The following is a 25,072-nucleotide window of genomic DNA, read 5'->3' on the forward strand; positions in this document are numbered from 1 at the left end:
CCTGTGCCCCTGCGAAGGCAGGGGCCCATCACCTGGACCATCGTCACCACCAGCCGCTCGCTGGATTTCGCGAAGGCCGGAGATGGGCCCCTGCCTTCGCAGGGGTACAAAAACCGGCCATCATGCGAGGCAGCTGTCGACCAGCGCCGCGAACGCCGCGCCGCCGCGGATCGGATCGGCGACCGGCAGCCCTAGCCGGCGGCTCTCGGCGCCGATCAGCGCCTCGGCCTCGCCGACGCCAAGGCTGGAGGTGTTGAGGCTCACCCCGGCGCAGCGGATCGCGGCATTGGTGCGGCTGCCGAGGCGAACCGTCAGGTCGATGACCTCCTCGACGCTCGGCAGCGCGAAACTCTCCATGCCCAGGATGACCTTGCGCGACGGATCATGGCAGACGACGAAGACGTCGGGCTGGCTGCCGTGGAGCAGCCCCAGCGACACCGCGGCATAGGCGGGGTTAAAGATCGACCCCTGCCCCTCGATCACGTCCCAATGCTCGGCGGGCGCGTCGGGGCTCAATATCTCGGCGGCGCCGGCCTCGAAGTCCGACACCACCGCATCCATCGGGATGCCGCCGCCGGCGATCATGATCCCCGTCTGCCCGGTCGCGCGGAAGTCGGCGTCGAGCCCGCGGTCGGTGAAGGCGCGGTGCAGCGCCAGCGCAGTATATTTCTTGCCGAGCGCGCAGTCGGTGCCGACGGTCAGCAGCCGCTTGCCGCTGCGCTTGCGCCCGGTGCCGATCGGGATGTCGGCGGGCGGGGTGCGGACGTCGATCAGCCGCCGCCCGGTGCGCCGTGCCGCATCGGCCAGCGCCGGGACGCTCGCCAGCCGGACGTGCAGCCCGCTGACGATGTCCAGCCCCGCCTCCATCGCCGCGACCAGCGCCGCGACCCAGTTTGCCCCGATCACCCCGCCCTGGTTGGCGACGCCGATCACCAGCGACCGTGCCCCGGCCGCCCGCGCCGCAGCGGGGTCGAGCCGCGGCAGGCCGGTGGTGACGGTGCACCCGTCGGTCGCCAGTTCGCCGACGCAGCGGTCCGCCGCCCAGTCGGCGAGCCCAAAGGCGGTCTTTGCAAAGCTCGCCTCCGTGGTGTCACCAAGGAACAGCAGATAGGGCTGCGGCAGGACAAGGCTGTCGGACAGGCGTCCGGTGGGCGCGTTCATCGTGTCCAACTCCAATCCGCTCAAAAAGCCATGTCAAGCGCGACGCCGATCGTGCGCGGCTGCAACGGCGAGATGCCCAGGAAGCTCGGCCGGTTCAGCCCGTCGGCAAAGGTCGACCGCGCCATCTCACCCTTGTTGTCGAGCAGGTTGCGCGCATAGGCCCGCAGCGTCCAGTGGTCGCTGAAGGTTACCGACGCATTGAGATCGACCGAGGTATAGGGCTTGGCGCGCGCGACCAGCGGATCGCTCTCGACCAGCGACAGCCGGCTGCTCGCGTGGCGGACGCCGGCGCCAAGGCTGCCGCGGTTGCCGCCGCCGATCTCGAACTCGTAATCGGCGCGCAGCGCGCCGCTGTACTTCGGCACCGCGGGCAGGCGGTCGCCGTCGAACCCGCTGATTTCGGGCACGTCTTCGCTCAGCGTCGAATCGGTGTAGCTGCCGGTGGCGCTGATCGTCAGGCCGGTGACGGGGCGCACCGCAAAGCTGCCCTCGACCCCCTTGCTCGTCGCCTTGCCGCCGTTCGCGCCGCCAGACACGCCGCCAAAGGCGCGCACGACCTGGATGTCGGTCCAGTCCATCCAGAACAGCGCGACGTCGACCGACACCATGCGGTCGGCGAGGTCGGCCTTCAGCCCGATCTCGTAATTCTTCATCCGGTCGGCATCGACCGTCGGCGGCACATTGGGGACGATGACGTTCGGCCCGCCGGGACGATAGCCGGTGGCGAGGCGGCCATAGAGCATCGCATCCTCGGTGATGTGGAATTGCGGGCTGATCGAATAGGTGAAGACATTCTCCGCCGATTCGCCCGGATCGTTCGCCTGCGGCACGATGGCGCCCGAACTGATCTGGCGGAAGGTCTGCTCGTTGCGCGCCCAGCGCACGCCGCCGGTAATATGGAACTGCTCGCTCAGCTTGAAGGTCGCGTTGCCGAACACCGCATATTCCTTGTACGTCGCCGGCAGGCCGACGATCGCCAGCGGATCGAGCCCCGGAATGGTGTTGCCATCCATGTCGAACGAGCGGACGAGCTGCGAATTGCTGGTCGTTTCGTCGGTGAAGAAACCGCCGATCAGCCATTCGAAGCGTCCGCCGCCGGGCGAGGCGAGGCGCAGCTCCTGCGTCCATTTTTCCAGCCCGAGGTCGAGATAGAAGGGCGTGATCCCCGGCGCGATCGGCGGGTTGGTCAGGAACGGGAACAACACCCCGAAGGCATAGCTGGCGTCCTGCAGCTGGCGGCTCTGCGTCTCGCTATAGGTCGTCGCCGAGGTCAATATCGCGGCGCCGAAATCATAATCGATCGTCGCCGAATAATAGTCGAGATCGACGTCGAAGGATTCGGGCACGAAATTGTTGAACGAGCGCCCGTCGCCGAGTCGCTCGCCGGTCAGGTCGGCGGCATAGAGGCCGTTGCCGTCCGAATCGAGCGACTGCCAGAGGCCCGCCAGCTTGACGCTCAGCTCGGGCGTCGGCGTCCACAGCAAGGCGACGCGACCGCCGCGCTGTTCATATTTATTCTGGTCGTCGAGCGCGGCATTGTTGACGCTGTCGACCCAGCCCGGCGTGCTGCGCCAGGCAAAGCTGCCGCTGACCGCCAGCTTGTCCTGAACGATCGGCGCGTTGACCATCACCTGCGCGCCCCAGCCGAGGCCGTCGCCGCCCTTGATCGCGAAACCCTCGACTCCGGCGCGCACCTTGAACTGCGTCGTGTCGGGCTGGACGGTCACATATTTGACCAGCCCGCCGATCGAGCTGGCGCCATAAAGCGTGCCCTGCGGCCCTTTCAGCACCTCGATCCGTTCGAGGTCATAGGGCATCAGGTCGATGGTGAACGCGCCGGCGCGGTTATAGATCGCGCTCGACCCGACCGGGGCGTCGTCGAGGTAGATGCCGACCGTCTGGCTGCCGTTGAGCGGCGCGACGCCGCGTAGCGTGATCGTCGTCTGCCCCGGCGTGCCGCCGTTGCTGACGTTCATGCCGGGGACGTAGCCCGCATAATCGACGAGCGAGGCCGATCCCTGCTCCTGCAATTCCTCGCCGCCGACGACGCTGATCGCGATCGGCACGTCCTGGACATTTTCGACCCGCTTCTGCGCCGTGACGACGATCTCGCCCGACGCTTCGATGGCGGCTGCGTCCTGCGCCTGTGCCGGCATTGCGACCGCGAGTGCGGCCAGGCTTGCCCCGATAATCAGTCCCGTTTTCATTGTCTTACCCCCAGACTTGCGCGAGCAGCCGGCGAAAGTTTCCGCCGAGTACCGCTGTGATATTGTCGTTCGAATAGCCCCGGCGGATCAGTTCCTCGGTCAGGTCGAAGACCTTGCGCGGATGGTCGAACCCGTCGATGTCGATCTTGTCGCGGAAGGCATAGCTGCCTTTGTAGGCGCCCTTCAGCGCGGCATATTCCGCCGGGATCATGTCGTCATAGCCGTGCAGGTCGGCGTCGGAACCGATCCCGACATGCTCGACGCCGACCAGCTTGGCGACATGGTCGATATGGTCGACCATGTGGCCGACGTCAGTCGGGTCCGTCGCGCGGATGAACATGCGCACCCCGGTGATTCCCATCACCCCGCCCTTGGCGGCGAGCGCCTTGATCGCGGCGTCGGTCTTGACCCGCGGATGGTCGATCAGCGCGCGCGCATTGCTGTGGGTGATCGCGATCGGCCCCTTCGCCAGTTCGATGGCGTCGAGCGTGGTGCGGTCGCCGCAATGCGAGACATCGACCAGCATCCGCTGCTTTTCCATCTCGGCGACGATTGCCGCGCCATAGTCGCTGACTCCGCCGTCGACGCGGTCGGTGCTGCCCGATCCCAGCCGGTTCTGGCTGTTATAGGTCAGCTGCGCGCAGCGCAGACCCAGGCGGCGGAAGGTGGCGACATCGTCGAGCGTTTCGAAATGCTCGGCATTCTGGATGCCCATGATGACCGCGCATTTGCGGTCGGCCTTGGCGCGGTCGAGGTCGGCGGCGTTGTCGACGAGGGTGAAGACATGGGCGTTGCGCCCGGCAAAGCCCTGCCACCCGGCCAGATACTCCAGCGCCTGCGCCTTCGCGCCGGGCCCGCCCAGGCCATAGGCATTGTGGAAGCCGGTGATACCGCTGGCGCGGAACTCGGCGGCTTCGGCGTCGGTCAGCCGGTGCGCGACATAATCGGGCGACAGGGTGATCTTGAGCGGCGCGAGCATGTCGATGACGAGCGAGGACGCCACCAGATCGACCGCGCGCCGCGAATAGCTGCGCCCCGGCGCCGCCGCGAAAGCGAGGCTGCTCCGACCGATCATCGGTGCCGACAAAGCGGTGCCCACCGCGCCGGCAACCAGTGCGCGGCGCGTCAGTGGGAATGATCGCGTCATTCCACCCTCCAACTCACGAAATTTACAATTTGAAGACTATTGTCCTAATCAGAGAATTGTCAACCCAAATAGGACATGTGCCGTCAGATTCCCCAAATATCCTCCGGGCAATGGATGCAGCCGCCCCGGTATTCGACCCCCGGTTCGCGATCGCGCGCGAGGAAGGTCGGGCCGTCGAGGTCGACGATGTCGCACAGCTGCCCCAGCACGAACGACGGCGCCATCGACAGGCTGGTGCCCATCATGTTGCCGACCATCACGTCGAGCCCCAGCAGCTTCGCCTGCCGCGCGATCGCCAGCCCTTCGGTCAGCCCGCCGCATTTATCGAGTTTGATGTTGACGACGTCGAAGCGCCCGACGAGCGAGGCGGTGTCGGCAAAGGTGACCGCGCTTTCATCGGCCACGAACGGCAGCGGGCGTTTCAGCCCGTCGAGATCGGCCTCGCGGCCGCGCCGCAGCGGCTGTTCGAGCTGCGCCACCCGGTTCGCGACCAGCACCGGCAACAGCGCGCGCAGCGTCGTGACGTCATATCCCTGGTTGGCATCGACCCCGATCCATGCGTCGGGCCGCTCCGCGCGGATCGCCTCGACCCGCGCGACATCGTCGGAAAGGTCGCCGGTCAGCTTGACCTTGATCGGGGCCGCCGGGTCGATCGCCTGCGCGGCGCGCGCCATCGCGCCGGGACTATCGGCGCCGAGGGTCAGCGTCGAGGGCAGCGCCTTTGGCGCCCCCACCCCGGCGAGCTGCCACACCGGCTGCCCGGCGCGCTTCGCCTCCAGCTCCCACCAGGCGCAATCGAGCGCGTTGCGCGCGCCGCCGGCCGGGAGCAAATCCTGCAACTCGGCGCGCGTCGCCCCGGCCTCGATCGCCGGGCGCACCCGCTTGGCCTCGCCCAGCATATGGTCGATGTCGTCGCCCAGATAATAGACCCCGGCGCCCTCGCCGCGCCCGCTGTGCGTCCCGTCCGACAGGGTGGCGACGAGCAGCGCGGTCTCGGTGAATACATGCCCCGAAATGCGGAACGGCTGGTGGTAGGGAAAGCGCTCGACCCGCAGGTCGAGCGCCAGTTTCTGCTTGCCCATCACCGTCATCAATAGACCATCGAGAAGCCATAGAGGTTGAAGGCGATCGTCACCCACACCAGCACCAGCGCCGCGAGGATGAGCAGCACCGCGCCAAGCTTCATCGTCCAGCGGCGCTTGTCCTTGATCGTCAGCCACAGATGCCAGCCGGCAGTGGCGAGCAACCCGAAGGCGGCAACCGGGGTCAGCACGCGGAGCAGGTGGATCAGCCAGTCGAGCGGGCCGCCGATGCTGCCGATATCGGCCGAGAAGGCGGCGATCAGCCCGATCCAGCCCGCCACTGCCGCCAGCACCAGCCAGGCGAAGATGCGCGACAGGCGGTAGGCAGGGCGCGCCGGGCCGGCGAGCGCAAACTCGGCCTTGAAGCTGCGGCGGACCAGCGCCCGCACCGGCCAGGCGAAGGCCGCGAGCAGCACGATGAGCAGCGCGGCGATCAGCGCGGGGTTCAGCCACGCGGCGTTGACGCCGGCCGGGGCGGGCATGAACACCATGAACGGCGACCCGGCATCGACGCTGAAGCGGACGACGCGGCCGTCCTTCACTTCGGCGGCGAGCCGTTCGCCGGTGCCGCGGTCGCGCCACACGAACGGTTCGACTTCGACCCAGTCGCGTGCGCCGGCGCCCAAGCCGTCGAGCGCCGGAAAGCTGATCTTGCCGTCTTCGGTCAGCGAGATGCTCGCTTGGCCGAGCAGCCCGAGCACGCTGAGGAAATTGGTGAACGATCCGCGGCTGCTGACATAATTGCCGACCATCAACTGCGCATGGTCGCGCGCGGTCTGGGCATCGACGCTCCCCCCTTCGTCGCCGCCGGGAAGGTAGCGATCGGCGAATTTGTGGAACAGCGCGCTGCGCACCGCGCCCGCATCGCCCGCGGCGCCGGCGCTGTTCATCGACACATAGATGCCGATGTCGGAGTCGGGGAACAGCCACAAATAGCTGTGGAACCACACGGTGTCGCCGCCATGCGCGATCGCGCGGCGGCCGTTGACCCACTGCTCGTAGAAACCGAGCGCCATGCTGTTGAGCGGGCCGACGCCGGGCGCCTTGAAATCGTGCATCATCCGGGCGGTTTCAGGCTTCATCAGCCCGGCCCCGTCGTTGAGGTGCGCGATCATGAACTTGCCCATGTCGGCGCCCGACGCCGACAGGCTGCCCGCCGGGGCGGGAATGACGATCTCGAACGGCCGCGGCTTTTGGGTGACGTCGGGATAGCCCTTGGCCATGTGCGGCGCGAGCCGCGCCGGGAGCGGCTGGCGAAAGGTCGAATGGTCCATGCCGAGCGGCGTGAAGATGTGATTTTCGATGTAGGTGTCGAACGGCTCGCCGCTCACCCGCTCGACGATATAGCCCGCCAGCGCGGTGGCGTAATTGGAATAGGCGGGCGTCGTTCCCGGCGCAAAGACGCGCTGCGGCAGCGCCAGCGGCATCTGCTGTTTCAGCGCCATCGCCGCCTTGGGATCGCTGCTGATCAGGTGGCGCACCGATTCTTCGAAGCCGGCGGTGTGTGTCATGATGTTGCGCATCGTGATCGGCTTGCCGTCGAACGGCGGAATCTTGAAATCCAGATAGGCGTTGACGTCCTTGTCGAGATCGATCTTGCCCGCTTCGACCTGCTGCATCACCGCGGTCCACGTCAGCAGCTTCGACACCGAACCGGGCCGGAACAGCGTGGTTTCGGGCAATACCGGAGCGCGCTTGGCGACGTCGGCAAAGCCATATCCCTTTTGCAGGATCGTCTCGCCGCCGCGCACCACGACGACGACCGCGCCGGGAATGCGCGCGCGTTCGAGCGCATAGGGCAGATAACCGTCCATCCATGCTTCAAGATCGGCGGCGTCGAGCGCGACGGGCGGCGACGATGCCGCCGGCGCGGTGGCAGCAGCGGCTTCGGACGGCTTCGCCGTCGGCGCGGGCACCGGCCCCTGCGCCGCCAGTGGCAAGGCGGCCAGTGCTGCCAGCCCGATCATCAGCTTGCGAATGAAACGCATCGCATATCCCCTTCATTACCCGTCGCGCTCGCGACACCTTGCGGCAAGTCGCACGACCCCTTACCAATGGGCCAAGTGACTTAGCCCAATGGGGACATAATGATCCTGATTAGAAAATTGTCAAACGGGGATTGGAAAAACTGATGGCGGACCGTCCGACGCCGCCGACCCTGGGCGCGGTGATGCGCGGCATTCGCGCGCGAAACGACTGGACTTTGAAGGAGATGAGCGCGAAATCGGGCATCCCCGTCTCGACCCTGTCGAAGGTCGAGCACGACCGGCTGACGCTCAGCTATGACAAGCTCCAGCAATTGAGCCAGCGCCTCAACATCCGCATGTCCGACCTGTTCGCCGAAGGAACCGAGGACAATGCGCCGCGGGTCACCGGGCGGCGCAGCATCGGCACGATCGACAATGCGGTGCGCGTCGAAACCGACAATTACGACTATCACTACCTCTGCACCGACCTGCGGCAAAAGCGGATGATCCCGATCATCACCCGCATCCGCGCCCACAGCGCCCATGAGTTCGGCGACCTCGTCCGCCACCAGGGCGAGGAATTTATCTATGTCATCGAGGGCCGCATGGCGGTGCACACCGAATTCTACGACCCCGTCGTGCTCGAGGCGGGTCAGGGTATCTATCTCGATTCGTCGATGGGGCACGCCTATGTCGTCGCCGACGGCTGCGAAGAAGCGGTGTGCCTCGGCGTCTGTTCGAGTGCCGACGACGGGCTGATGGATTCGCTGATGAGCCTGCACGGCGAAGGCGGCATGTGACCCGATGACATCGCACGCCGCATCGTTCGACGCGTGGATTCGCGGCCCCTTCGTCGATATGAACACCGCGCTGGAAGAGCTGTATTTCGCGCAGGACGACCGCGCCCGCGTGATCGGCACCGGCGACGCGATCAAGGAACGGCTGCGCGACGAGGGCCACCGGAACATCGCCGCGCTGCTTGCCGAGGGCAACACCGGCGACGGTTTCAGCAGCGCGTTCGGCGTTCTCGGCAATGTCGGCATGTATCTGGGCGCGCTGCGCCGCCACGAACTCACCAACCCCGACCGCGAGGAGCGCTCGCCCTTTCCCGAGGCCTCGTCGCTCGCGCTGCACGTCGGCGCCTCGATCGGCATGGCGCCGCGCTATGCCACCGCGCATCTCGCGACGCACAACCTTGCGGTGCGCGGGGTGCGCAAAAGCTTCACCTCGCTCAGCGACGAATTCCTGTTCATCGACGAAAACACCCGCGGCATCCTGGGGCTTCAGCGCGCCGCCGACGCGCTCGGTCGCGTCGTCCACCTCGGCGTATCCAGCCCGATCGCGGCGCAATTGTTCGACGACGCGCGCAGCGCCCTCGGCGACGTCATCGCCTTCAACGCCCGGCTCGCCGACTTGCTCGACATGGACCGCTTCTTCTTTTGCGTCCGCCCCTATTACAAACCCTATCGCGTCGGGCGGCAGGAATATCGCGGCGCCAACGCCGGCGACTTTTCGGGGATCAACGAGATCGACCTGCTGCTGGGGCTGACCCGCGCCAACGATCCCTATTATGCCCAGCTGCTCGTCGACAAGATGCCGTTCATGCTGCCGTCCGAACAGGCGCGGCTGCGCGAATGCATGACCTATCGCAGCCTGCTCGACGAACTGCTGCTGCTCGCGGACGACTGCGCCGGCACCGACTGGTTCCAGGCCAACGCGCGCGCTTTCCTGGGCGTGTGCGACGCCTTTGCCGCCACCGCGCGCCAGCATCACGACCTGCTCGTCGAAAAATTCATCGTCCGCCCTGCCGCGGCGCTCGACGCCAGTCAGATGCAGGGGATCACCGCCAGCGGGCCGCCGCTCGAGGTGCTGCTGCGCGCGCTGGCGACGCTGCGCGACTATCGCTGCGCCGAGCCCGACCCGGCGGGCCGCTCGCGCCACGCCGACCTTGTCCGCCTGCGCGCCGCGCTCGGCCAGTGAGCCGGCGACCAGTGAGCCGCGCATGAGCGACCATCGCGCCCGCTTCGAGGTGCCCGGCCCCGGCCCCTATATGCTCAGCCATTCGGTCGGCTGCCTGCCGCGCACCGCGCGCGCGCGCGTCGAGCGCGACCTGTGGCAACCGTGGGCGACGCTCGGGTCCGACGGCTGGCCCGAATGGCTGGGCGCGATCGACCGGTTTCGCGCCGTTCTCGCGGGCCTGTTCGCGGTCGAGGCGCGCGAGATATGCCCCCAGCCCTCAGTGTCCGCCGCCCTCGCCAGCCTGCTGTCGGGGCTGCCGCGCGAAGCGGGCCGCGACCGGCTCGTCGCCTCGGCGCACAGCTTCCCGTCGATCGGCTTCGCCCTGCAGCAGTTCGAGCGCCTGGGATACCGGCTCGACCTCATCCCCGAAGACGAGGATCCGTCCTCGCCCGAAACCTGGACGCGCCGCATCGACGGCAGCGTCGCCGCGGTCGTCGCGATGCACGTCCATTCGAACCTCGGCCTCATTGCCCCGGCCGCTGCGATCGCCGCCGCGGCGCGGGGCGCGGGCGCGGTGTCGATCCTCGACATCTGCCAGTCGGCCGGGATCGTCCCGATCGACCTGCCGATGCTTGGGGTCGATGCCGCGATCGGCTCGTGCGTCAAATGGCTCTGCGGCGGTCCCGGCGCCGGTTATCTGTGGGTGCGCGGCGATCGCCTCGCCGACTTCGCGCCCGTCAACGTCGGCTGGTTTTCGCACGCCGACCCGTTCGCGTTCGACATTCACGATTTTCGCTATGCCGACGATGCGCGGCGCTTCTGGGGCGGCACCCCGTCGATCGCCCCCTATGTGCTTGCCACCGCGGGCATCGAGGCGATCGCCGAGATCGGCGTCGATGCCGTTTTCGCGCACAACCGCGCCTTCATCGCCGCTTTCGCCGACGCAGCGGAGGTCGATCTCGATGTCGGCGGGCGCGGCGGCACCCTGTGCCTGACCGCCGCCGACATCGCGGCGGTGGCCGATGCGCTCACCCGGCTGCCGTGCCGCTTCGACCGCCGCGGCACGGTGCTGCGCCTGTCCCCGCATATCTACAACACCGTCGGCGAAGCGGAGGCGATCGGGCAGCGGCTGCGCGGACAGCGACTGGCGCTCGCGCGGATTTGATCCCGGCGACGGCGGCGGCGCAGGCTAAATGCGCGCCTCGATCTGCGCCAGCATCGTTTGCACCGGGGTGACCGCGTACGGCGTGTCCCAACCGGCCTCGATCGCGGCGATGCGCTCGAACAATCGTTCGCTGGCCGCGACGATGCGGCGGACATTCGATTCGAACCCCAGGCAGACGGCCCAGTCGGCGGCGACCGGATCGCCTATGCGCGCCGCGCTGTCGGCGGGGCCGGCGCCGGGGTCGCCCGCGATCATCGCGCGGCGGTGCAGCAGCCAGGCGATGATGTGCATCAGCCGCGTCGTGGTTTTCAGCGCCTCGCACGCCAGCCCGATCTGCAACAGGCTGTCGCGCGCCGCGCCGCCGCCGATCCAGCCGGTTTCGCGCTGCGCGACAAAGGCGGCATGGGCCTCGTCGGCGAGCAGCATCGCCTCGACATAGAGATTTTCGACCTGCGCGCGCTGCACCGGCAGTCCGCTCGTCCTCATGACCCATTGCCCCCTGACATCGGGCCAGAATGGCATGACCGTCGCCGCCGCCGCAATGGCGCTAACCATCATTTTGCGCGCCGCGCGCGTCCCGTTTTGATTCAGTCGGCTGGCCGTGACCGGCGCCGGCGACCGGAGGGCTCAGGCGATGATGTCGGGAACCAGCTGATCCTCGCACCAGGCGATCTCGTCGCGCAGGCGCAGCTTGCGCTTTTTCAGCCGCGCCAGTTGCAGCTGGTCGGGCATCGCGCCGCCGGCAAGCGCAACGATCGCGGCATCGAGGTCGCGATGCTCGATGCGGAGGAGTTCGAGGCGCTGGACGATTTCTTCGGGATTCACCTCGTCCTCCTGCCACGATCACCGTCCGTCCGCAACGGGGACCGTCTCGCCGAATCGCGACGACAAGGGCGGCGTTTCATGTTTTACTCCCCCTGCCAACCCGAGTCGAAAAGGAGAATGGCCAATGAGCATGTCGCACCTTTCCACGTTGAAGTCGCGCCACGCGGACCTCGATGCAAAGATTGCGAATGAAGAGCGCCGACCGGCCCCCGACGGGGCGCTGGTGGCACATCTCAAGAAACAGAAACTCAGGCTGAAGGAAGAGATGCTGGCGGTCCACTGATTGATCGCCCGGCCGCTACCGCCGGCTGGTGCCGTCCCTTGTGGACCGCATCAGCGCCGGCGGTAGAGAGGGCCGCGCTCCAGCCCCGACCGCCGCAGATGCGGCGGCAAATCCGATTGCGATACCACCTGACGGCGCACCGCCTGCGGATTGACCTGGCGGTCGAAGGCGATGCCGAACTTGCCCTCGCCGACCCAGACGACGCGCCCCGGCACCGGCCCGACATTTTGCAGATCGACCTCGACGCTGGCGCCCTGCGTCACGACGACCGGGCTTTCGGCCAGCATCCCGCCCGCCGACAGGTTGCGCACGCGCACGACGACGCGGTCGGGGCGCCCGCTCACCACCAGCCCCGCCTGCATGAACAGGCTGTCGCGGTCGGTGCTGCGCGACAGCGCCGCCACTTCTTCGTCCAATGTTACCGGTCCGCGCGATTCCATTGCGACCTGTTCTCCGCGTTGCGTGTCCAAAGCGCGAATCTAGGCGCAAGCCCTTGCCGAAATGTAAATGGCAGGCGCGGTGGCGCCCTTAATCCTCGCGCGAGATCCGCTCGTTGCGTTCGTGGCGCTCCTGCGCCTCCAGCGTCATCGTCGCAATCGGGCGCGCCTGCAGCCGGGCGAGCGAAATCGGCTCGCCGGTCACCGCGCAATAGCCATATTCGCCCTCGTCGATGCGGCGGATCGCCGAATCGATCTTGGCGATCAGCTTGCGCTGGCGGTCGCGGGTGCGAAGCTCGATCGCCCAGTCGGTTTCGCTCGACGCGCGGTCGGCAAGGTCGGGTTCGCGCAGCGGCCCGTCCTGCAGGTGGGCGAGGGTCGATTCGGATTCGGTCAGGATCGACTTTTTCCAGGCGAGCAGCAGGCCGCGAAAATAATCCTGCTGCCGCTCGTTCATGAACGGCTCGTCATCGCGAGGCACATAGTCCGAATCGAGATTGGATTTGGCGGCAAGCAGCGCGTCGGCGCCAACGTCGGCAATCTTGGTCGGCATGGGGGGCTCTCGCGTCCTTTCCTGTCGCCTTGCCGCCGTGATGGCGGACCAAGGAATGCGCCGCGCCTATAACCAGCCGCACCAAGCGACACAAGCGCCGATGCGGTCGGTAGCGCGGGCGGGGTGAAGCGCGGCTGAACCGCAACCGCCCTCGGCTGGCTCGCGGCGATTCTCGCGCAGCGTCCGATCGCCGCTGCGGCGACCCGATTCAGGGCCGATTATTAACCAATTGCATGGAATTGCACTGACTTACGTGCTGTTTTGGGACAGTTGCCGTCATTAGGGTTGATTTCGCTCGCCAAGTCCCGCTGTCGGACAGACAAACGCAGTTAACACGATTGCCGTGTTCATAAAGCTTTGGCCTTTTGGGGGCAGTGGAAGGTGCATCCAGGCGTCGGCGGTGGCCCTGCCGCACCTGCAACGGGAAAAGAGAGAGAAACCTATGTCTGTCCGAATGGCCCTCGCGAAACTTTGCGCCTGCACCTGTGGCGGTGCCCTGATCGGAAGTGGCGCGATGCAGATCGCCGATGTGCCGAAAGCGCGCGCGGCACAGTCCTGCTCGCCCTGTGCCGGCCCGGCCAAGAAGGTCGTGCGCAAGCGCCACGCGGCCCGCAAGCCGGTCAAGCGCGTCCGCCGCGTCGTGACGACGAAGCGGGTGATCCGCACCGCGACCCCGCAGACCCAGGTGGTGACGCAGACGATCCCGCTGCCCCCCATTCCCTATGCCCCCTTCCCGTCGCGCGGCGAAGGCTTTGAAGGCGGCGGCGGTGGCGGCGGCGTCACCGTGGTCGGCGGCGGCTTTGGCGGCGGCTTTGGCGGCGGCTTCTTCGGCGGCTTCTTCGGCGGTTCGAGCAGCGGCGGCAGCAGCGGCAGCGTCGTCATCACCTCGACGACCACCGGCGGCCTGAGCACGACGAGCAGCAGCACCTCGGGCGGGGTCAGCACCTCGACCGGCGGCGTCAGCACCTCGACCTCGACCGGCGGCGTTTCGACCTCCACCGGCGGTGTCAGCACCTCGAGCGGGGTCAGCACCTCGACCGGCGGCGTCAGCACCTCGACAGGCGGGGTGAGCACCTCGACCGGCGGCGTCTCGACCTCGTCGGGCAACGTCTCCACCTCGTCGGGCAATGTTTCGACCTCGTCGGGCAACGTCAGCTCCTCGTCGTCGTCGTCGAGCAGCAGCTCGTCCTCTTCGTCGTCCTCTTCCTCATCGAGTTCGTCCTCGTCGGGCGGCGGCACCTCGTCGAAGGGCGGCAGCTCGCACGGCGGTTCGTCGCACGGCAATTCCTCGAAGGGCGGCAGCTCGCACGGCAATTCCTCGAAGGGCGGCAGCTCCTATGGCGGCGGCAGCTCGCACGGTGACGGCAGCTCGCGCGGCAGTTCGGGTTGGGGCGGTTCGGGCGGCTCGGGCGGCAGCTCGTCGTCGTCGAGCGGCGGCAGCTCTTCGTCCAGCTCGTCCTCCTCGTCGTCGAGCAGCAGCTCGTCGAGCGGCGCGACCTCGTCGGGCGCCACCGGCGGCAGCAGCAGCTTCGGCGCCTCGAGCGGCAGTTCTTCCTCCTCCTCGTCGAGCAGCAGCTCGTCGTCGAGTTCGTCCTCGTCCAGCTCGGGCGGCAGCACCAGCGGCGGTTCGTCGGGCGATCCGACCCCCGTGCCGGCGCCGCCGATGATGCTGCTGTTCGGCGCCGCCGCCGCCGCGCTCGTCGCGCGCCGCCGCGCCGCGAACCGCAACGACCAGAAACAGGACCAGGACGCGGCATAAGCCATCCACTGGCGGTCGGGGCGCAAACCCGGCCACCGATCTAGGGCCGCCCCCAACCGGGCGGCCCTGTTTTTGTGTGCTCCCGCTCGGCGCCGTCAGACCATGATCCTCCCTGTCGCGCAGCGATGGGGAGGTGGCAGTCCGAAGGACTGACGGAGGGGCCTTGGCGCTACCGTCGCCGCCGCTCGCGGCGACGGCCCCCCTCCCCATGGCTGCGCCACAGGGAGGATCGAACAAGGACAGGCTTGCACCGCCCGCGCCGCGACGCCATAGCGCGGCGATGCACGATATCCGCCTGATCCGCGAAAACCCGCAAGCCTTCGACGCCGGCCTCGCCCGCCGCGGGCTTGCGCCCCTGTCCGCAGAAATCCTGGCGATGGACGCCGCGCTTCGCGCGCTGCAGACCGAGATCCAGGCGGCACTTGCGCGCCGCAACGAAGCATCGAAACTGATCGGCCAGGCGATGGCGGCGGGCGACAAGGACAAGGCCGAAGCACTGAAGGCCGAGGTCGCCGACCTCAAGACCGCGCTGCCCGCGAAGGAAGACGCCGAGCGCGCGCAGCTGGCGCAGCTGCAGGACATGCTCGCCGCCCTCCCCAACCTCCCCGCCGCCGACGTTCCCGACGGGGAAGACGAAGACGGCAATGTCGAGATCGCCCGCTGGGGCACCCCGCGCACGTTCGCCTTCGCAGCCCAGGAACATGCCGACTTCGCCCCCGCGCTCGGGCTCGACTTCGAGACCGCGGCGAAGATGTCGGGCGCCCGCTTCGCCTTCCTGAAAGGGCAGATGGCGCGGCTCGAGCGCGCGCTCGGCCAGTTCATGCTCGACAAGCAGACGATCGAGGCGGGCTACACCGAATGCGCGACCCCGCTGATGGTCCGCGACGAGGCGGCGTTCGGCACCACCCAGCTGCCCAAGTTCCGCGAGGATCTGTTCCAGACCACCGACGGCCGCTGGCTGATCTCGACCGCCGAGATGAGCCTGACCAACGCGGTGCGCGAAGAGATTTTGCCCGAGGCCGACCTGCCGCTCCGCATGACCGCGCTCACTCCCTGCTTCCGCTCCGAGGCCGGGTCGGCGGGGCGCGACACGCGCGGCTATATCCGCCAGCACCAGTTCTGGAAGGTCGAGCTGGTCTCGGTCGTCCGCCCCGAAGACAGCGACGCCGAACTCGAACGCAAGACCCGCGCTGCCGAGGCGATCCTCGAGGCGCTGGGCCTGCCCTATCGCCGGATGCTGCTCTGCGCCGGCGACATGGGCTTTGCGGCGCGCAAGACCTATGATCTCGAGGTCTGGCTGCCGGGCCAGAACGCGTATCGCGAGATTTCGAGCTGCTCGAACTGCGGCGATTTCCAGGCGCGCCGCATGAACACCCGCTTCCGCCGCGACGGCGCCAAGGGCAATGAGTTCGTCCACACCCTCAACGGTTCGGGCCTCGCGGTCGGGCGGACGCTCGTCGCGATTCTGGAGAATTACCAGCAGGCGGATGGCAGTGTCATGGTTCCTGAAGCGCTGCTGCCGTATATGGGTGGCATCACGCGCCTGACCCCGTAAAAATCCGTTCGTGCTGAGCTTGTCGAAACACCGTTTTCTCTTGAACGCCAAAAGAAAGAACGGCCCTTCGACAAGCTCAGGGCGAACGGAGAAGAGAGAAAAACGATGCGCATCCTCCTCACCAACGACGATGGCTATCACGCCCCCGGCTTTGCCGTCCTCGAGACCATCGCGCGTCAGCTCAGCGACGATATCTGGGTGTGCGCCCCGGCCGAGGAACAGTCGGGCGCCGGCCATTCGCTGACCCTGTCGCGCCCGGTGCGTATCCGCGAACATGGTCCGCGCCGCTGGTCGTGCAGCGGCACCCCGACCGATTCGGTGATGATGGCGATCGGCAAGCTGATGCCCGAAAAGCCCGATCTGATCCTGTCGGGGGTCAACCGCGGCGCCAACCTGGGCGACGACGTCACCTATTCGGGCACCGTGTCGGCGGCGATCGAGGGCGCGCTGGCGGGCATCCCGGCGGTCGCGCTCAGCCAGGTCTATGCGCGCGAGGGCATGGCCGACACCGTCCCCTTCGGCGCCGCCGAAGCCTGGGGCGCCAAGGTGCTCGCCCCGCTGCTGGCGATGGCCATGGCGCCGCGCACGATGATCAACATCAACTTCCCGGCGCTGCCCGCCGAAGCGGTTCGCGGCATTCGCGTCGCACGGCAGGGCTTCCACGATTACGGGCGCGGCTCGATCGTCGAGGGCACCGACCCGCGCGGTTACCCCTATTTCTGGTTCGGGCTGCACGGCATCGAACATTCGCCGGGCCACGACAGCGACCTCGAGGCGATCGACGACGGTTATATCTCGGTCACCCCGCTCCAGCTCGACCTGACGCACGATGCGTCGCTCGCCGCCCTGCGCGGCGCCTATGGCGGCTGATCCGGAAGCGAGGGCGATCGCTTAAAACCGTCTAGCCACCATCGCTTTGCTTTGGCAAAGAGGGGCTGTGGGGGACGTTAAGCATAATCTTTGGTCGGTGTTGCCGTGCGCGCTGCTGCTCGCCGGCTGTATTCCGGCGACCGGCGGGCCGGGGCCGGCCAGCCGCCCGTTGCCCGCCAGCGCGGCATTGCCCGATCCCGCCCCCGACTCCGCCGAAGACTGGCAGCGCCAGGACGTCATGGGCGGCGATGCCCGCCCAACCTGGGAGCTGAAGCCCGTTGCCGCGACCGCGCGCGATGTCGAGGCCGGTGTCTACACCGTGCGCCCCGGCGACACGCTGCGCGCGATCGGCGCGATGACCGGCGCCGGATCGGAGGCGCTGGCGATGGAGAACGACCTCGCCCCGCCCTATCTGCTCCGCCCGGGGCAGCAGCTGCGGATTCCCGGTGGCCTTTATCACCATGTCGCCGCGGGCGAGACCGGGATCGGCATCGCGCAGGCCTATGGCGCCGACTGGGGCGAGATCGTGACGATCAACGCGCTCGCCGCGCCCTATATCCTGCGCGTCGGCCAGCGGCTGCGCCTGCCGCGCGCCGCCCGGCCGCTGACCCCGCGCCAGGTCGACGTCGCGTCGCGCGCCGCCGCCTTCGCGCTCGACATCGACGACATCGCGACCGGCAGCCAGCCGGCGCTTGGCGCGCGCGCGGAGCCCGCCGCCGCGAGCGCCGCGCCGCGGCGCCCGGTGACCACCGCCGTCGCGCCGCCCGTCAACTTTGCCGGCCGCTTCCGCTGGCCGCTCACCGGCACGATCGTCGCGCGCTTCGGCGCCCTCGCGCCGGGCAAGGTCAACGACGGCATCAATATCGCCGCGGCCAAAGGCACCCCGATCCACGCCGCCGCCGACGGCGTCGTCGCCTATGCCGGCGACCAGATCGCCGTCTATGGCGGGCTCGTCCTGATCGACCATGGCGGCGGCTGGATCAGCGCCTATGGCCATGCGGCGCAGATCGACGTCCAGCGCGGCCAGGCGGTGAAGGCGGGTGAGACCATCGGGCTGGCCGGCGCCACCGGACAGGTCCAGTCGCCGCAACTCCATTTCCAGCTGCGCAAGAATCGGGTACCGATCGACCCGATGAAGCAGCTGCCGCCGCGATGACCGATCGCAAGCCGTCGAAAGCGAAACCCCAGTACCGGTTCCAGCCGCTCCGCCGCGCGAGCAAATGGCCGGTGTGGGCCGATGTCGCGGCGCGGCTCAGCCTCGCCTTCGCCCTGATCGGCGTCGTGATCCTCGTCCACTGGTTCGATCGCGAGGGGCTGATCGACCATCACGACGGCCACATCAGCTTTCTCGACGTCGTCTATTTCACGATGATCTCGGTCACCACGACGGGGTTCGGCGACATCGCGCCGATCTCGGACCGCTCACGGCTGATCGAATCGGTCATCGTCACCCCGATCCGCATCGCGGTGCTCTTTATCTTCGTCGGCACCGCCTATAATTTCGTCCTCAAACGCTCATGGGAAAAATGGCGTATGGCCCGCATCCAGGCACAACTCACCGACCATATCGTCGTACTCGGCTTCGGCGTCAGCGGCAGCGAGGCGGTCAAGGAACTGATCGCGCGCGGCACCGACCCGTCGTGCATCGTCGTGATCGACCAGTCGGCCTCGCGGATCGAAGAGGCCGAGGCAATCGGCTGCAACGTGCTCCAGGGCGACGCGTCGAACGACGACACGCTGATCGACGTCCATATCGCGCGCGCGCAGTCGGTGCTGGTGTCGGCGGGGCGCGACGACACGTCGATCCTGATGGTGCTGACCGTCCGCCACCTGTCGCCCAAAGTGCCGATCAGCGTCGTCATCCGCGCCCAGGACAATGAACTGCTCGCCCGCCAGGCCGGCGCCAACAATGTCATCAACCCGGTCAGCTTCACCGGGCTGCTGCTCGCCGGTTCGGCGCAGGGCGCGCATGTCGCCGACTATATGGCCGACCTCGCCAGCATCGGCGGTCGCGTCCAGCTCCGCGAGCGCCTCGTCAGCGCCGAGGAAATCGGCCGCAGCATCGACCAGCTCACCAGCGAAGGCCGCGGGCTGCGCGTCTATCGCGGCGGCAAGCCCTATGGCTTCTGGGAACCCGAAGCGCAGCATCTTGCCGCCGGCGACCTGATCGTCGAGGTCATCCGCTGCGAACCGTGCGAAGCGAGCGTGCCGGGGGGCTGAAGCCAGGAACCTAGCCCCGCCAGAACAGCCAAGCCGCCCACAGCCAGCCGATGATCAGCAGCCCGCCGCCGATCGGGGTCACCGCGCCCAGCCACCGCGGCGCGCCCAGCGCCATCGCATAGAGCGACACCGCAAAGATCGCCCCGCCGACCAACAGCAGGATCGCCGGACCGCGGGCAAAGCCCATGATCGCCAGCGCGGCGACCGCATGGATCAGCTGGTACAGCCCGCCCGTCCGCAGCCACTCGGCCTGCTGCGGCCCCGCGGCGCCATGCGCGCCGAATGCCCCCGCCGCGACCGCAAGCGCCGCCGAAATCGCCGCCCAAACCCCGATCATCGTCGCTATCCTCCTCCACGCGGCAGTCCGGCCGCATCGGCGCGCCTATAGCGGCAGCGAGCGGCGCGTGACAAACGCGTAAAAATTGCTTATGGGCGCCGCCAATCATGGCAACCAAAACCCTCCCCTCCCAGCCGAAGGTCGGCATGGTGTCGCTCGGCTGTCCGAAAGCGCTGGTCGACAGCGAACGGATTCTGACCAAGCTGCGCGCCGACGGCTATGGCCTGTCGCCCGACTATGCCGGCGCCGACGTCGTGCTCGTCAACACCTGCGGCTTCCTCGATTCGGCGAAGGAAGAAAGCCTCGAGGCGATCGGCGAAGCGATGGCCGAGAATGGCCGCGTCATCGTCACCGGCTGCATGGGCAATGAAGCCGACGTCATCCGCGCGCGCTTCCCGGGCGTCCTCGCGGTCACCGGCGCGCATCAATATGAGCAGGTCGTCGACGCCGTCCACGACGCCGCGCCGCCGACGCAAGGTCCGTTCATCGACTTGGTGCCCGAGGGCGGGCTGAAGCTCACCCCGCGCCACTACAGCTATCTGAAGATTTCCGAAGGCTGCAACCACAGCTGCTCCTTCTGCATCATCCCCGATCTGCGCGGGAAACTCGTGAGCCGCCGCATCGACGCGGTGCTGCGCGAGGCCGAAAAGCTCGTCGCCGCGGGGACCAGGGAACTGCTGGTGATCAGCCAGGACACCTCGGCCTATGGCGTCGACACGCGCCACGACCCGCGCCAGTGGAAGGGCCGCGAAGTCCGCGCCCACATGACCGACCTCGCGCGCGAACTGGGTCAGCTCCAGACCAGCGAAGGCAATGCCCCGTGGGTGCGCCTCCACTATGTCTACCCCTACCCCCATGTCGACGCGGTCATCCCGCTGATGGCCGAGGGACTGCTCACGCCCTATCTCGACATCCCGTTCCAGCACGCCAGCCCGAGCGTGCTCAAGCGCATGAAGCGCCCCGCGAACGAAGCCAAGGTGCTCGAACGCCTGAAGAACTGGCGCGCCATCGCCCCCGACATCGCGATCCGTTCGAGCTTCGTCGTCGGCTTCCCCGGCGAGACCGAAGCCGACTTCCAGTATCTCCTCGACTGGCTCGACGAAGCCCAGCTCGACCGCGTCGGCGCCTTCCGCTTCGAACCCGTCGCGGGTGCGCAGGCGAATGCGCTGGGCGATCAGGTGCCGGAGGAACTCAAGGAAGAGCGCTACCAGCGCATCATGGAAAAGACCGCCGCGATCAGCGCCGCGAAACTCGAAGCCAAGATCGGCCGCACGCTGCCGGTGATCATCGACGAGGTCGGCGAGGCGGATGACGACGGCAGCATCGGGGCGACGGGCCGCTCACAGGCCGACGCGCCCGAGATCGACGGGCATGTGTACCTGCGCGATGTCGCGGCGACATTGAAAGCCGGCGATATCGTCGATGTTCAAATCGAAGACGCCGACGAGCATGATCTGTTTGGGGCGACCAACTAAACCGGGTGATCGAGGATGAATCTGGCACGTTCGCGGACGGATCGCGACCGATCGTGCTTTAGCTTGTCGGCATAAACGCGCTCAATCGTCGTCCCACGCAGATGGCGAATAGCACCGGACAATGCGACGCCACGAACCATCGCAGATTTGTCATCGATACCCCGTCCGACGAGGTCTTCAGGAGCCGTCTCAACATCGATTGTCCGGCGATCAAAAATCATGACCCAACGTCGCAATCCCATCGATTTGTCGATCCACTGCCAACCGCGACCGACCGGCCACACAGCTCCACCTTGGAGCAACATGCGCAGAGCGGCTGCCCGCACCGCAGGCTGGACGGCAGAGCGAAAAACCTCGTCAAGATAGCGATCGAGATGCGGAGTTTTTGATGCCGACCGCAGCAACTTTGCCATTGCGCCGGTCGGGCGCTCGGCAATGATCGCGACAAGACTGCGGGCGACCGCGGGGCGCGACATCTGGTCTTCGAACAATTGACGCTCCTCCTCCCAGCGGCTCCAGCTATCCTTTCGCTGCATCAGGTCCGATAGCGCCGCCGCGACGACTGCGGGATCGGTTGCCGGAAAGCATCGCTCAGCACATTTCGCTGCCGCTTTCCGGACAGGTGCGGCCCAATCGTTCAAGCGCCAACAAATAGCCGCGAACAGAAAGGCCGAGGGGATCCCGCCCACGGCTCTTTGCAAGGCGGACTCGCGAAGCCGGCCGTCGTGGTGAAAGAGGAAGATATATTCGAGCAAGGGCGTGCGAAGTAGTTGCTCCGCATCGGTCACGTCGCCCCAAAATTTCGCTAGGACCCGGTTACCGTTGGGGCGATGCCAAAGCTTGGCAGAAACAGCAATTTGGCTGTCGAGGCCCACGACCGCGGCGGGCGGCAAATCTGCCATTTGTTTGACCACATCCCGGGCCTCTGCATCTAGGCGGTCGCCCGCTTCAAGCTTTACTCCAAGCCTTTGAAGCGCGGCATCCAATTCGGGCGGCAGCAAATTGGTCGTCATTTCCATTCAGGCGGCATGCTGCGGTCACCGGCGACGGTCAACGGCTATGGAAATCAAAGTGGACAATACGCCGACCATGTCAGTCAAAAAAACGCTGTCCTACAAAATTCCGCCGCGTTAGCCTTCACCCATGCCGGGCATTTCTTCCCTCTCACCGCCTATCTTTTGTGCTGGCAGACCTCGGCTGGCGGGTTCGCCCGGTCTCTCGCTTAACGCGACAAAGGGGACGATCGCACCCGGCACGTCCGTACCGTTTGTCGCCTTAAGGCGAATGGGCGGCCCGCAAAGCAAACGCGCGCAAGTCGAATCGCGAGTGAAGTTACCCGGTTTTCCGACATTTCGGCCCCCACGCCCGCCTCGCATGTTCGTCATGGCGGCAGCACGTGGCGCCCGGATCAATCGGGGTGACGAAGACGGGGTGAGCAAAAACGCGCAGAACGCAAATTCCGAGTGAAGTTACGCAGTTTTCCGTCGCTTTCGGACCCGATCCGCCCCGACGGCAACGCTTTAACCCGGCTGCTGTTATAACATCGTCGATACCGCATCAGGGGCACCATATGCGTTTAATCCAGCTGGCGACCGCCACCCTTCTCCTCACACCGGCGCTCACCGCCTGTGACCGCAAGACCGCGGTCGAAGCGCCGCCGCGCGCCACCGACACCGCGCCCTCGCCGACGCAAACCTCGATGATCGCGGTCCCGATCGATGCCGACACCACTGCGCTCAAGCGGGCGCTTGAGCGCGCGGTGCCGAAAACCTTGTGGACGATCAACCGCCGCGAAAAGGCGTGCGTGCAGCCGCAGCGGGTCAAGGTCTTCGGCAAGAAGGTCAAGGTGACCCCCGCCATCCCCTGCACCATCGTCGGGCGCGTCACGCGCGGCCCGCTGCGGCTGCGCGGCGTGGGCGACGAGATTGTCGTCGATGTGCCGCTGAGCGCCACGATCGCGGCGCGCGACGTCGGCGGAGTGCTGAAGGGCGAGACTGCGACCGGCGCCGCGATGGCGAACGCGCGGGTCAGGATCGACGTCACCCCCGACTGGCAGACGCGCGGGACGGCGCGGATCAGCTATGGCTGGACCAAGGCACCGGGGATCGACTTTTTGGGCAAACGCATCACCTTTACCGACGAGGCCGACGCCAAGCTGAAACCCGTCATCCGCGACGTCGAGCGCGAGGTGAACCGCGAAATCGCCCGGATCGACATCCGCCGGCAAGCGTCCGAGGTGTGGCGGCAAAGCTTCACCGCGCTCGAACTCAACCGCGACAAGCCGCCGGTGTGGATGCGCGTCACGCCGCAGCGCATCCTGTATGGCGGCTACCGGATGGACGGGCAGCGGATGCGGCTCAACCTCGGGCTCGAGGCGATTACCGAGACCTTCGTTTCGGGCCGCCCGACCGATCCCGCCCCGACGCCGCTGCCGCGCCTGGTGCGCGCGCAGCCCGCGCCGCACCTCGACGTGCGGGTGCCGGTGCTCGCCGACTACGCGCAGCTCGAACCGGTGGTCGATCGCGCGCTGCGAAAGCGCTCGGCGCGCCCCTTCGTCCTGCCCGAACTCGGATCGATGATGGTGACCTTCGGCAAATCGACCATCTATGGCGCGCCGGGCGGCCGCATCGCGGTGGGGGTCGATGTCGATGCCAAGCTCGCGGAGCGCAGCGGCGTGCCGACGCGCGGCCGCCTGTGGATGACCGCGGTGCCGGTCAACGAGCCGGGATCGGCCGAAGTGCGGTTTACCCGGCTGTCGATCAACGGCGACACCGACGGGGTCGGCGGCGACCTGCTCATCCTGCTCGGCCGCAGCGAGGGTTTTGCGCCGCTGATCGCCGCCGCGTTGACGCAGAACTTCACCCGCGACCTCGGCGAGCTGCAGGGCAAGATCAAACGCGCGGTCGATCAACGGCGCGAGGGGCCGTTCGTTATCCGCACCCATGTCGACAATTTCGAAATCGGCACGATCAAGGCCTATGGCAACGGCCTGTACCTGCCGGTGCGGATGGTCGGCGGGGCCCGCGTCGATTATCGCCCGGCAGGATGATCAGAACAGCCGCGTGATCGCATAGAATATCGCCGCCACCGCGGCGCTCGCCGGGATGGTGATGAACCAGGCCGCGACGACATTGCTGGCGACGCCCCAGCGCACCGCGCTCGCGCGGCGGGCGACGCCGGCGCCGATGATGCTGCCGGTGATCGTGTGCGTCGTCGACACCGGAATGCCGAGCAGGCTGGCGGTGAACACCATGATCGACCCGCCGGTCGAGGCGGCAAAGCCCTGATGATGCGACAGCTTGGTGATCCGCCCGCCCATCGTCTCGATGATCTTCCACCCGCCCGACAGCGTGCCCAAAGCGATGGCGACATAACAGCTGAACGCCACCCAATGCGGCACGTGAAACTCGCCCTCCATATAGCCGGTCGAATAGAGCAGCACCGCGATGATCCCCATCGTCTTTTGCGCATCGTTCAGCCCGTGGCTGACCGAATAAGCCGCCGAGGACAGCAGGTGGAGGCGGCGAAAGGTCTTTTCGGCGAAATTGGCGGTGGCGCGGCGCAGCGCCCAGCTGCTGAGCAGCATCACCAGCATTGCCAGCAACATGCCGAGCATCGGCGACAGGAAGATGGCGATGACGGTCTTGTTGAGCCCGGTCCACTCGATCCCCTCGAACCCCGCATGCGCCACCCCGGCGCCGACGATGCCGCCGACCAGCGCGTGGCTCGAAGAGGAGGGAATGCCTTTCAGCCACGTGACGATGTTCCAGAACATCGCCCCCACCAGCGCCCCGAACACGACCGCCGGAGTCACCAGATCCTTGTCGATGATCCCCTTGCCGATCGTCTCGGCCACCTTGTGCAGTTCGGGGAAGATGACCGAGAGGAAATAGGCGGCGAAGTTGAAGAAAGCGGCAAAGATCACCGCCTGCACCGGCCGCAGCAGCCGCGTCGCGACGACGGTCGCGATGCTGTTCGCGGCGTCGTGCAGCCCGTTCAGGAAATCGAACGCCAGCGCCAGGATGACCAGGCCGACGAGGAGCGGGAAAGCGAGTTCGTGCATGGTTTGC

Annotated in this window: 24 protein-coding genes; 10 read left to right on the forward strand and 14 right to left on the reverse strand. The window is 67.2% G+C overall.

The window, feature by feature from the left end:
* Positions 1–120: 120 nt before the first annotated feature.
* The 5 genes from HEQ22_RS10905 to HEQ22_RS10925 form a co-directional block, all read right to left on the reverse strand.
* Positions 121–1,161 carry a DUF1611 domain-containing protein gene (locus tag HEQ22_RS10905; RefSeq protein ID WP_432767919.1) on the reverse strand — a complete coding sequence of 347 codons (1,041 nt, stop codon included), beginning with the start codon at positions 1,159–1,161 and terminating at the stop codon, positions 121–123.
* Positions 1,162–1,181: 20 nt separating this feature from the next.
* On the reverse strand, positions 1,182–3,368 hold the full coding sequence (locus tag HEQ22_RS10910; RefSeq protein WP_432767920.1) for a TonB-dependent receptor: 2,187 nt from the start codon (positions 3,366–3,368) through the stop codon (positions 1,182–1,184).
* Positions 3,369–3,372: 4 nt separating this feature from the next.
* Positions 3,373–4,515 (reverse strand): dipeptidase, encoded by a 1,143-nt coding sequence (locus HEQ22_RS10915; RefSeq protein ID WP_432767921.1) that lies wholly within the window; start codon positions 4,513–4,515, stop codon positions 3,373–3,375.
* Between the two features lie 83 nt (positions 4,516–4,598).
* Entirely contained in the window at positions 4,599–5,606 is a 1,008-nt protein-coding gene (locus HEQ22_RS10920) for a dipeptide epimerase (RefSeq protein WP_432767922.1), read from the reverse strand.
* A complete protein-coding gene (locus HEQ22_RS10925; RefSeq protein WP_432767923.1) occupies positions 5,606–7,585 on the reverse strand; it encodes a serine hydrolase domain-containing protein in 1,980 nt (659 codons plus the stop codon). Before HEQ22_RS10925 ends, HEQ22_RS10920 begins: the two co-directional genes overlap by 1 nt.
* Before the next feature lie 143 nt (positions 7,586–7,728).
* Between HEQ22_RS10925 and HEQ22_RS10930 the strand changes: the two genes are divergently transcribed.
* From HEQ22_RS10930 to HEQ22_RS10940, 3 genes are read left to right on the forward strand one after another with little or no spacing between them, the layout of a single operon-like run.
* The gene (locus HEQ22_RS10930; protein WP_432767924.1) at positions 7,729–8,364 is read left to right on the forward strand and encodes a helix-turn-helix domain-containing protein; all 636 of its coding nucleotides are present in this window, start codon (positions 7,729–7,731) and stop codon (positions 8,362–8,364) included.
* 4 nt (positions 8,365–8,368) lie between these two features.
* Positions 8,369–9,544, forward strand: a complete 1,176-nt coding sequence (locus HEQ22_RS10935) for a PrnB family protein (RefSeq protein WP_432767925.1) — start codon at positions 8,369–8,371, stop codon at positions 9,542–9,544.
* 22 nt (positions 9,545–9,566) lie between these two features.
* Positions 9,567–10,688 carry an aminotransferase class V-fold PLP-dependent enzyme gene (locus tag HEQ22_RS10940; RefSeq protein ID WP_432767926.1) on the forward strand — a complete coding sequence of 374 codons (1,122 nt, stop codon included), beginning with the start codon at positions 9,567–9,569 and terminating at the stop codon, positions 10,686–10,688.
* Positions 10,689–10,712: 24 nt separating this feature from the next.
* Here the strand turns inward: HEQ22_RS10940 and HEQ22_RS10945 are convergent, their stop codons facing one another.
* Both HEQ22_RS10945 and HEQ22_RS10950 read right to left on the reverse strand, forming a co-directional pair.
* Entirely contained in the window at positions 10,713–11,174 is a 462-nt protein-coding gene (locus tag HEQ22_RS10945; RefSeq protein ID WP_432767927.1) for a DUF1465 family protein, read from the reverse strand.
* A 141-nt stretch (positions 11,175–11,315) separates the two neighbouring features.
* Positions 11,316–11,513, reverse strand: coding sequence for a YdcH family protein (locus HEQ22_RS10950; protein WP_432767928.1), 198 nt, complete (start codon positions 11,511–11,513; stop codon positions 11,316–11,318).
* 124 nt (positions 11,514–11,637) lie between these two features.
* On the opposite strand from HEQ22_RS10950, the gene HEQ22_RS10955 reads away from it, so the two are divergent.
* Positions 11,638–11,796: a YdcH family protein gene (locus HEQ22_RS10955; RefSeq protein ID WP_432767929.1), complete on the forward strand. Its 159-nt coding sequence runs from the start codon at positions 11,638–11,640 to the stop codon at positions 11,794–11,796.
* Positions 11,797–11,846: 50 nt separating this feature from the next.
* Here the strand turns inward: HEQ22_RS10955 and HEQ22_RS10960 are convergent, their stop codons facing one another.
* From HEQ22_RS10960 to HEQ22_RS10975, 4 genes are all read right to left on the reverse strand, one after another.
* Positions 11,847–12,236: a PilZ domain-containing protein gene (locus tag HEQ22_RS10960; protein ID WP_432767930.1), complete on the reverse strand. Its 390-nt coding sequence runs from the start codon at positions 12,234–12,236 to the stop codon at positions 11,847–11,849.
* Positions 12,237–12,324: 88 nt separating this feature from the next.
* The gene (gene dksA / locus HEQ22_RS10965; protein WP_432767931.1) at positions 12,325–12,786 is read right to left on the reverse strand and encodes an RNA polymerase-binding protein DksA; all 462 of its coding nucleotides are present in this window, start codon (positions 12,784–12,786) and stop codon (positions 12,325–12,327) included.
* Between the two features lie 720 nt (positions 12,787–13,506).
* Positions 13,507–14,100, reverse strand: a complete 594-nt coding sequence (locus HEQ22_RS10970) for a hypothetical protein (RefSeq protein ID WP_432767932.1) — start codon at positions 14,098–14,100, stop codon at positions 13,507–13,509.
* Between the two features lie 21 nt (positions 14,101–14,121).
* A complete protein-coding gene (locus HEQ22_RS10975; protein ID WP_432767933.1) occupies positions 14,122–14,550 on the reverse strand; it encodes a hypothetical protein in 429 nt (142 codons plus the stop codon).
* A gap of 275 nt (positions 14,551–14,825) precedes the next feature.
* Between HEQ22_RS10975 and serS the strand changes: the two genes are divergently transcribed.
* The 4 genes from serS to HEQ22_RS10995 all read left to right on the forward strand — a co-directional run bounded on the left by serS (position 14,826) and on the right by HEQ22_RS10995 (position 19,190).
* The gene (serS, locus tag HEQ22_RS10980; protein ID WP_432767934.1) at positions 14,826–16,100 is read left to right on the forward strand and encodes a serine--tRNA ligase; all 1,275 of its coding nucleotides are present in this window, start codon (positions 14,826–14,828) and stop codon (positions 16,098–16,100) included.
* A gap of 105 nt (positions 16,101–16,205) precedes the next feature.
* Positions 16,206–16,970: a 5'/3'-nucleotidase SurE gene (gene surE / locus HEQ22_RS10985; RefSeq protein WP_432767935.1), complete on the forward strand. Its 765-nt coding sequence runs from the start codon at positions 16,206–16,208 to the stop codon at positions 16,968–16,970.
* 67 nt (positions 16,971–17,037) lie between these two features.
* Positions 17,038–18,126, forward strand: a complete 1,089-nt coding sequence (locus HEQ22_RS10990; RefSeq protein ID WP_432767936.1) for a peptidoglycan DD-metalloendopeptidase family protein — start codon at positions 17,038–17,040, stop codon at positions 18,124–18,126.
* A complete protein-coding gene (locus HEQ22_RS10995; protein ID WP_432767937.1) occupies positions 18,123–19,190 on the forward strand; it encodes a potassium channel family protein in 1,068 nt (355 codons plus the stop codon). Before HEQ22_RS10990 ends, HEQ22_RS10995 begins: the two co-directional genes overlap by 4 nt.
* 10 nt (positions 19,191–19,200) lie before the next feature.
* Here HEQ22_RS10995 and HEQ22_RS11000 read toward each other — a convergent pair whose 3' ends face one another.
* Positions 19,201–19,527 (reverse strand): DUF423 domain-containing protein, encoded by a 327-nt coding sequence (locus HEQ22_RS11000; protein WP_432767938.1) that lies wholly within the window; start codon positions 19,525–19,527, stop codon positions 19,201–19,203.
* 107 nt (positions 19,528–19,634) lie between these two features.
* Between HEQ22_RS11000 and rimO the strand changes: the two genes are divergently transcribed.
* Positions 19,635–21,002 (forward strand): 30S ribosomal protein S12 methylthiotransferase RimO, encoded by a 1,368-nt coding sequence (gene rimO / locus HEQ22_RS11005; protein ID WP_432767939.1) that lies wholly within the window; start codon positions 19,635–19,637, stop codon positions 21,000–21,002.
* Here rimO and HEQ22_RS11010 read toward each other — a convergent pair.
* Positions 20,999–22,021 carry a hypothetical protein gene (locus tag HEQ22_RS11010; protein WP_432767940.1) on the reverse strand — a complete coding sequence of 341 codons (1,023 nt, stop codon included), beginning with the start codon at positions 22,019–22,021 and terminating at the stop codon, positions 20,999–21,001. The genes rimO and HEQ22_RS11010 overlap by 4 nt on opposite strands.
* A 551-nt stretch (positions 22,022–22,572) precedes the next feature.
* Here HEQ22_RS11010 and HEQ22_RS11015 point away from each other — a divergent pair.
* A complete protein-coding gene (locus HEQ22_RS11015; protein WP_432767941.1) occupies positions 22,573–24,051 on the forward strand; it encodes a DUF4403 family protein in 1,479 nt (492 codons plus the stop codon).
* Here HEQ22_RS11015 and HEQ22_RS11020 read toward each other — a convergent pair whose 3' ends face one another.
* Complete coding sequence (locus tag HEQ22_RS11020) at positions 24,052–25,065, reverse strand: anion permease (RefSeq protein WP_432767942.1); 1,014 nt, start codon at positions 25,063–25,065, stop codon at positions 24,052–24,054.
* Positions 25,066–25,072: the final 7 nt, after the last annotated feature.

Source organism: Sphingopyxis sp., from assembly GCF_050916055.1.
Classification (GTDB): Bacteria; Pseudomonadota; Alphaproteobacteria; order Sphingomonadales; family Sphingomonadaceae; genus Sphingopyxis.

What these genes read in the sequence shown, in the direction of transcription:
- HEQ22_RS10920 (WP_432767922.1), bottom strand. Translation starts at nt 5,606, where the DNA reads ATGACGGTGATGGGCAAGCAGAAACTGGCGCTCGACCTGCGGGTCGAG.
- HEQ22_RS11020 (WP_432767942.1), bottom strand. Translation starts at nt 25,065, where the DNA reads ATGCACGAACTCGCTTTCCCGCTCCTCGTCGGCCTGGTCATCCTGGCG.
- serS (WP_432767934.1), top strand. Translation starts at nt 14,826, where the DNA reads ATGCACGATATCCGCCTGATCCGCGAAAACCCGCAAGCCTTCGACGCC.
- rimO (WP_432767939.1), top strand. Translation starts at nt 19,635, where the DNA reads ATGGCAACCAAAACCCTCCCCTCCCAGCCGAAGGTCGGCATGGTGTCG.
- HEQ22_RS10955 (WP_432767929.1), top strand. Translation starts at nt 11,638, where the DNA reads ATGAGCATGTCGCACCTTTCCACGTTGAAGTCGCGCCACGCGGACCTC.
- dksA (WP_432767931.1), bottom strand. Translation starts at nt 12,786, where the DNA reads ATGCCGACCAAGATTGCCGACGTTGGCGCCGACGCGCTGCTTGCCGCC.
- HEQ22_RS10915 (WP_432767921.1), bottom strand. Translation starts at nt 4,515, where the DNA reads ATGACGCGATCATTCCCACTGACGCGCCGCGCACTGGTTGCCGGCGCG.
- HEQ22_RS10975 (WP_432767933.1), bottom strand. Translation starts at nt 14,550, where the DNA reads ATGGCTTATGCCGCGTCCTGGTCCTGTTTCTGGTCGTTGCGGTTCGCG.
- HEQ22_RS10940 (WP_432767926.1), top strand. Translation starts at nt 9,567, where the DNA reads ATGAGCGACCATCGCGCCCGCTTCGAGGTGCCCGGCCCCGGCCCCTAT.
- HEQ22_RS10945 (WP_432767927.1), bottom strand. Translation starts at nt 11,174, where the DNA reads ATGAGGACGAGCGGACTGCCGGTGCAGCGCGCGCAGGTCGAAAATCTC.
- HEQ22_RS10995 (WP_432767937.1), top strand. Translation starts at nt 18,123, where the DNA reads ATGACCGATCGCAAGCCGTCGAAAGCGAAACCCCAGTACCGGTTCCAG.
- HEQ22_RS10905 (WP_432767919.1), bottom strand. Translation starts at nt 1,161, where the DNA reads ATGAACGCGCCCACCGGACGCCTGTCCGACAGCCTTGTCCTGCCGCAG.
- HEQ22_RS11015 (WP_432767941.1), top strand. Translation starts at nt 22,573, where the DNA reads ATGCGTTTAATCCAGCTGGCGACCGCCACCCTTCTCCTCACACCGGCG.
- HEQ22_RS10925 (WP_432767923.1), bottom strand. Translation starts at nt 7,585, where the DNA reads ATGCGTTTCATTCGCAAGCTGATGATCGGGCTGGCAGCACTGGCCGCC.
- HEQ22_RS10935 (WP_432767925.1), top strand. Translation starts at nt 8,369, where the DNA reads ATGACATCGCACGCCGCATCGTTCGACGCGTGGATTCGCGGCCCCTTC.
- HEQ22_RS11000 (WP_432767938.1), bottom strand. Translation starts at nt 19,527, where the DNA reads ATGATCGGGGTTTGGGCGGCGATTTCGGCGGCGCTTGCGGTCGCGGCG.
- surE (WP_432767935.1), top strand. Translation starts at nt 16,206, where the DNA reads ATGCGCATCCTCCTCACCAACGACGATGGCTATCACGCCCCCGGCTTT.
- HEQ22_RS11010 (WP_432767940.1), bottom strand. Translation starts at nt 22,021, where the DNA reads ATGGAAATGACGACCAATTTGCTGCCGCCCGAATTGGATGCCGCGCTT.
- HEQ22_RS10910 (WP_432767920.1), bottom strand. Translation starts at nt 3,368, where the DNA reads ATGAAAACGGGACTGATTATCGGGGCAAGCCTGGCCGCACTCGCGGTC.
- HEQ22_RS10960 (WP_432767930.1), bottom strand. Translation starts at nt 12,236, where the DNA reads ATGGAATCGCGCGGACCGGTAACATTGGACGAAGAAGTGGCGGCGCTG.
- HEQ22_RS10930 (WP_432767924.1), top strand. Translation starts at nt 7,729, where the DNA reads ATGGCGGACCGTCCGACGCCGCCGACCCTGGGCGCGGTGATGCGCGGC.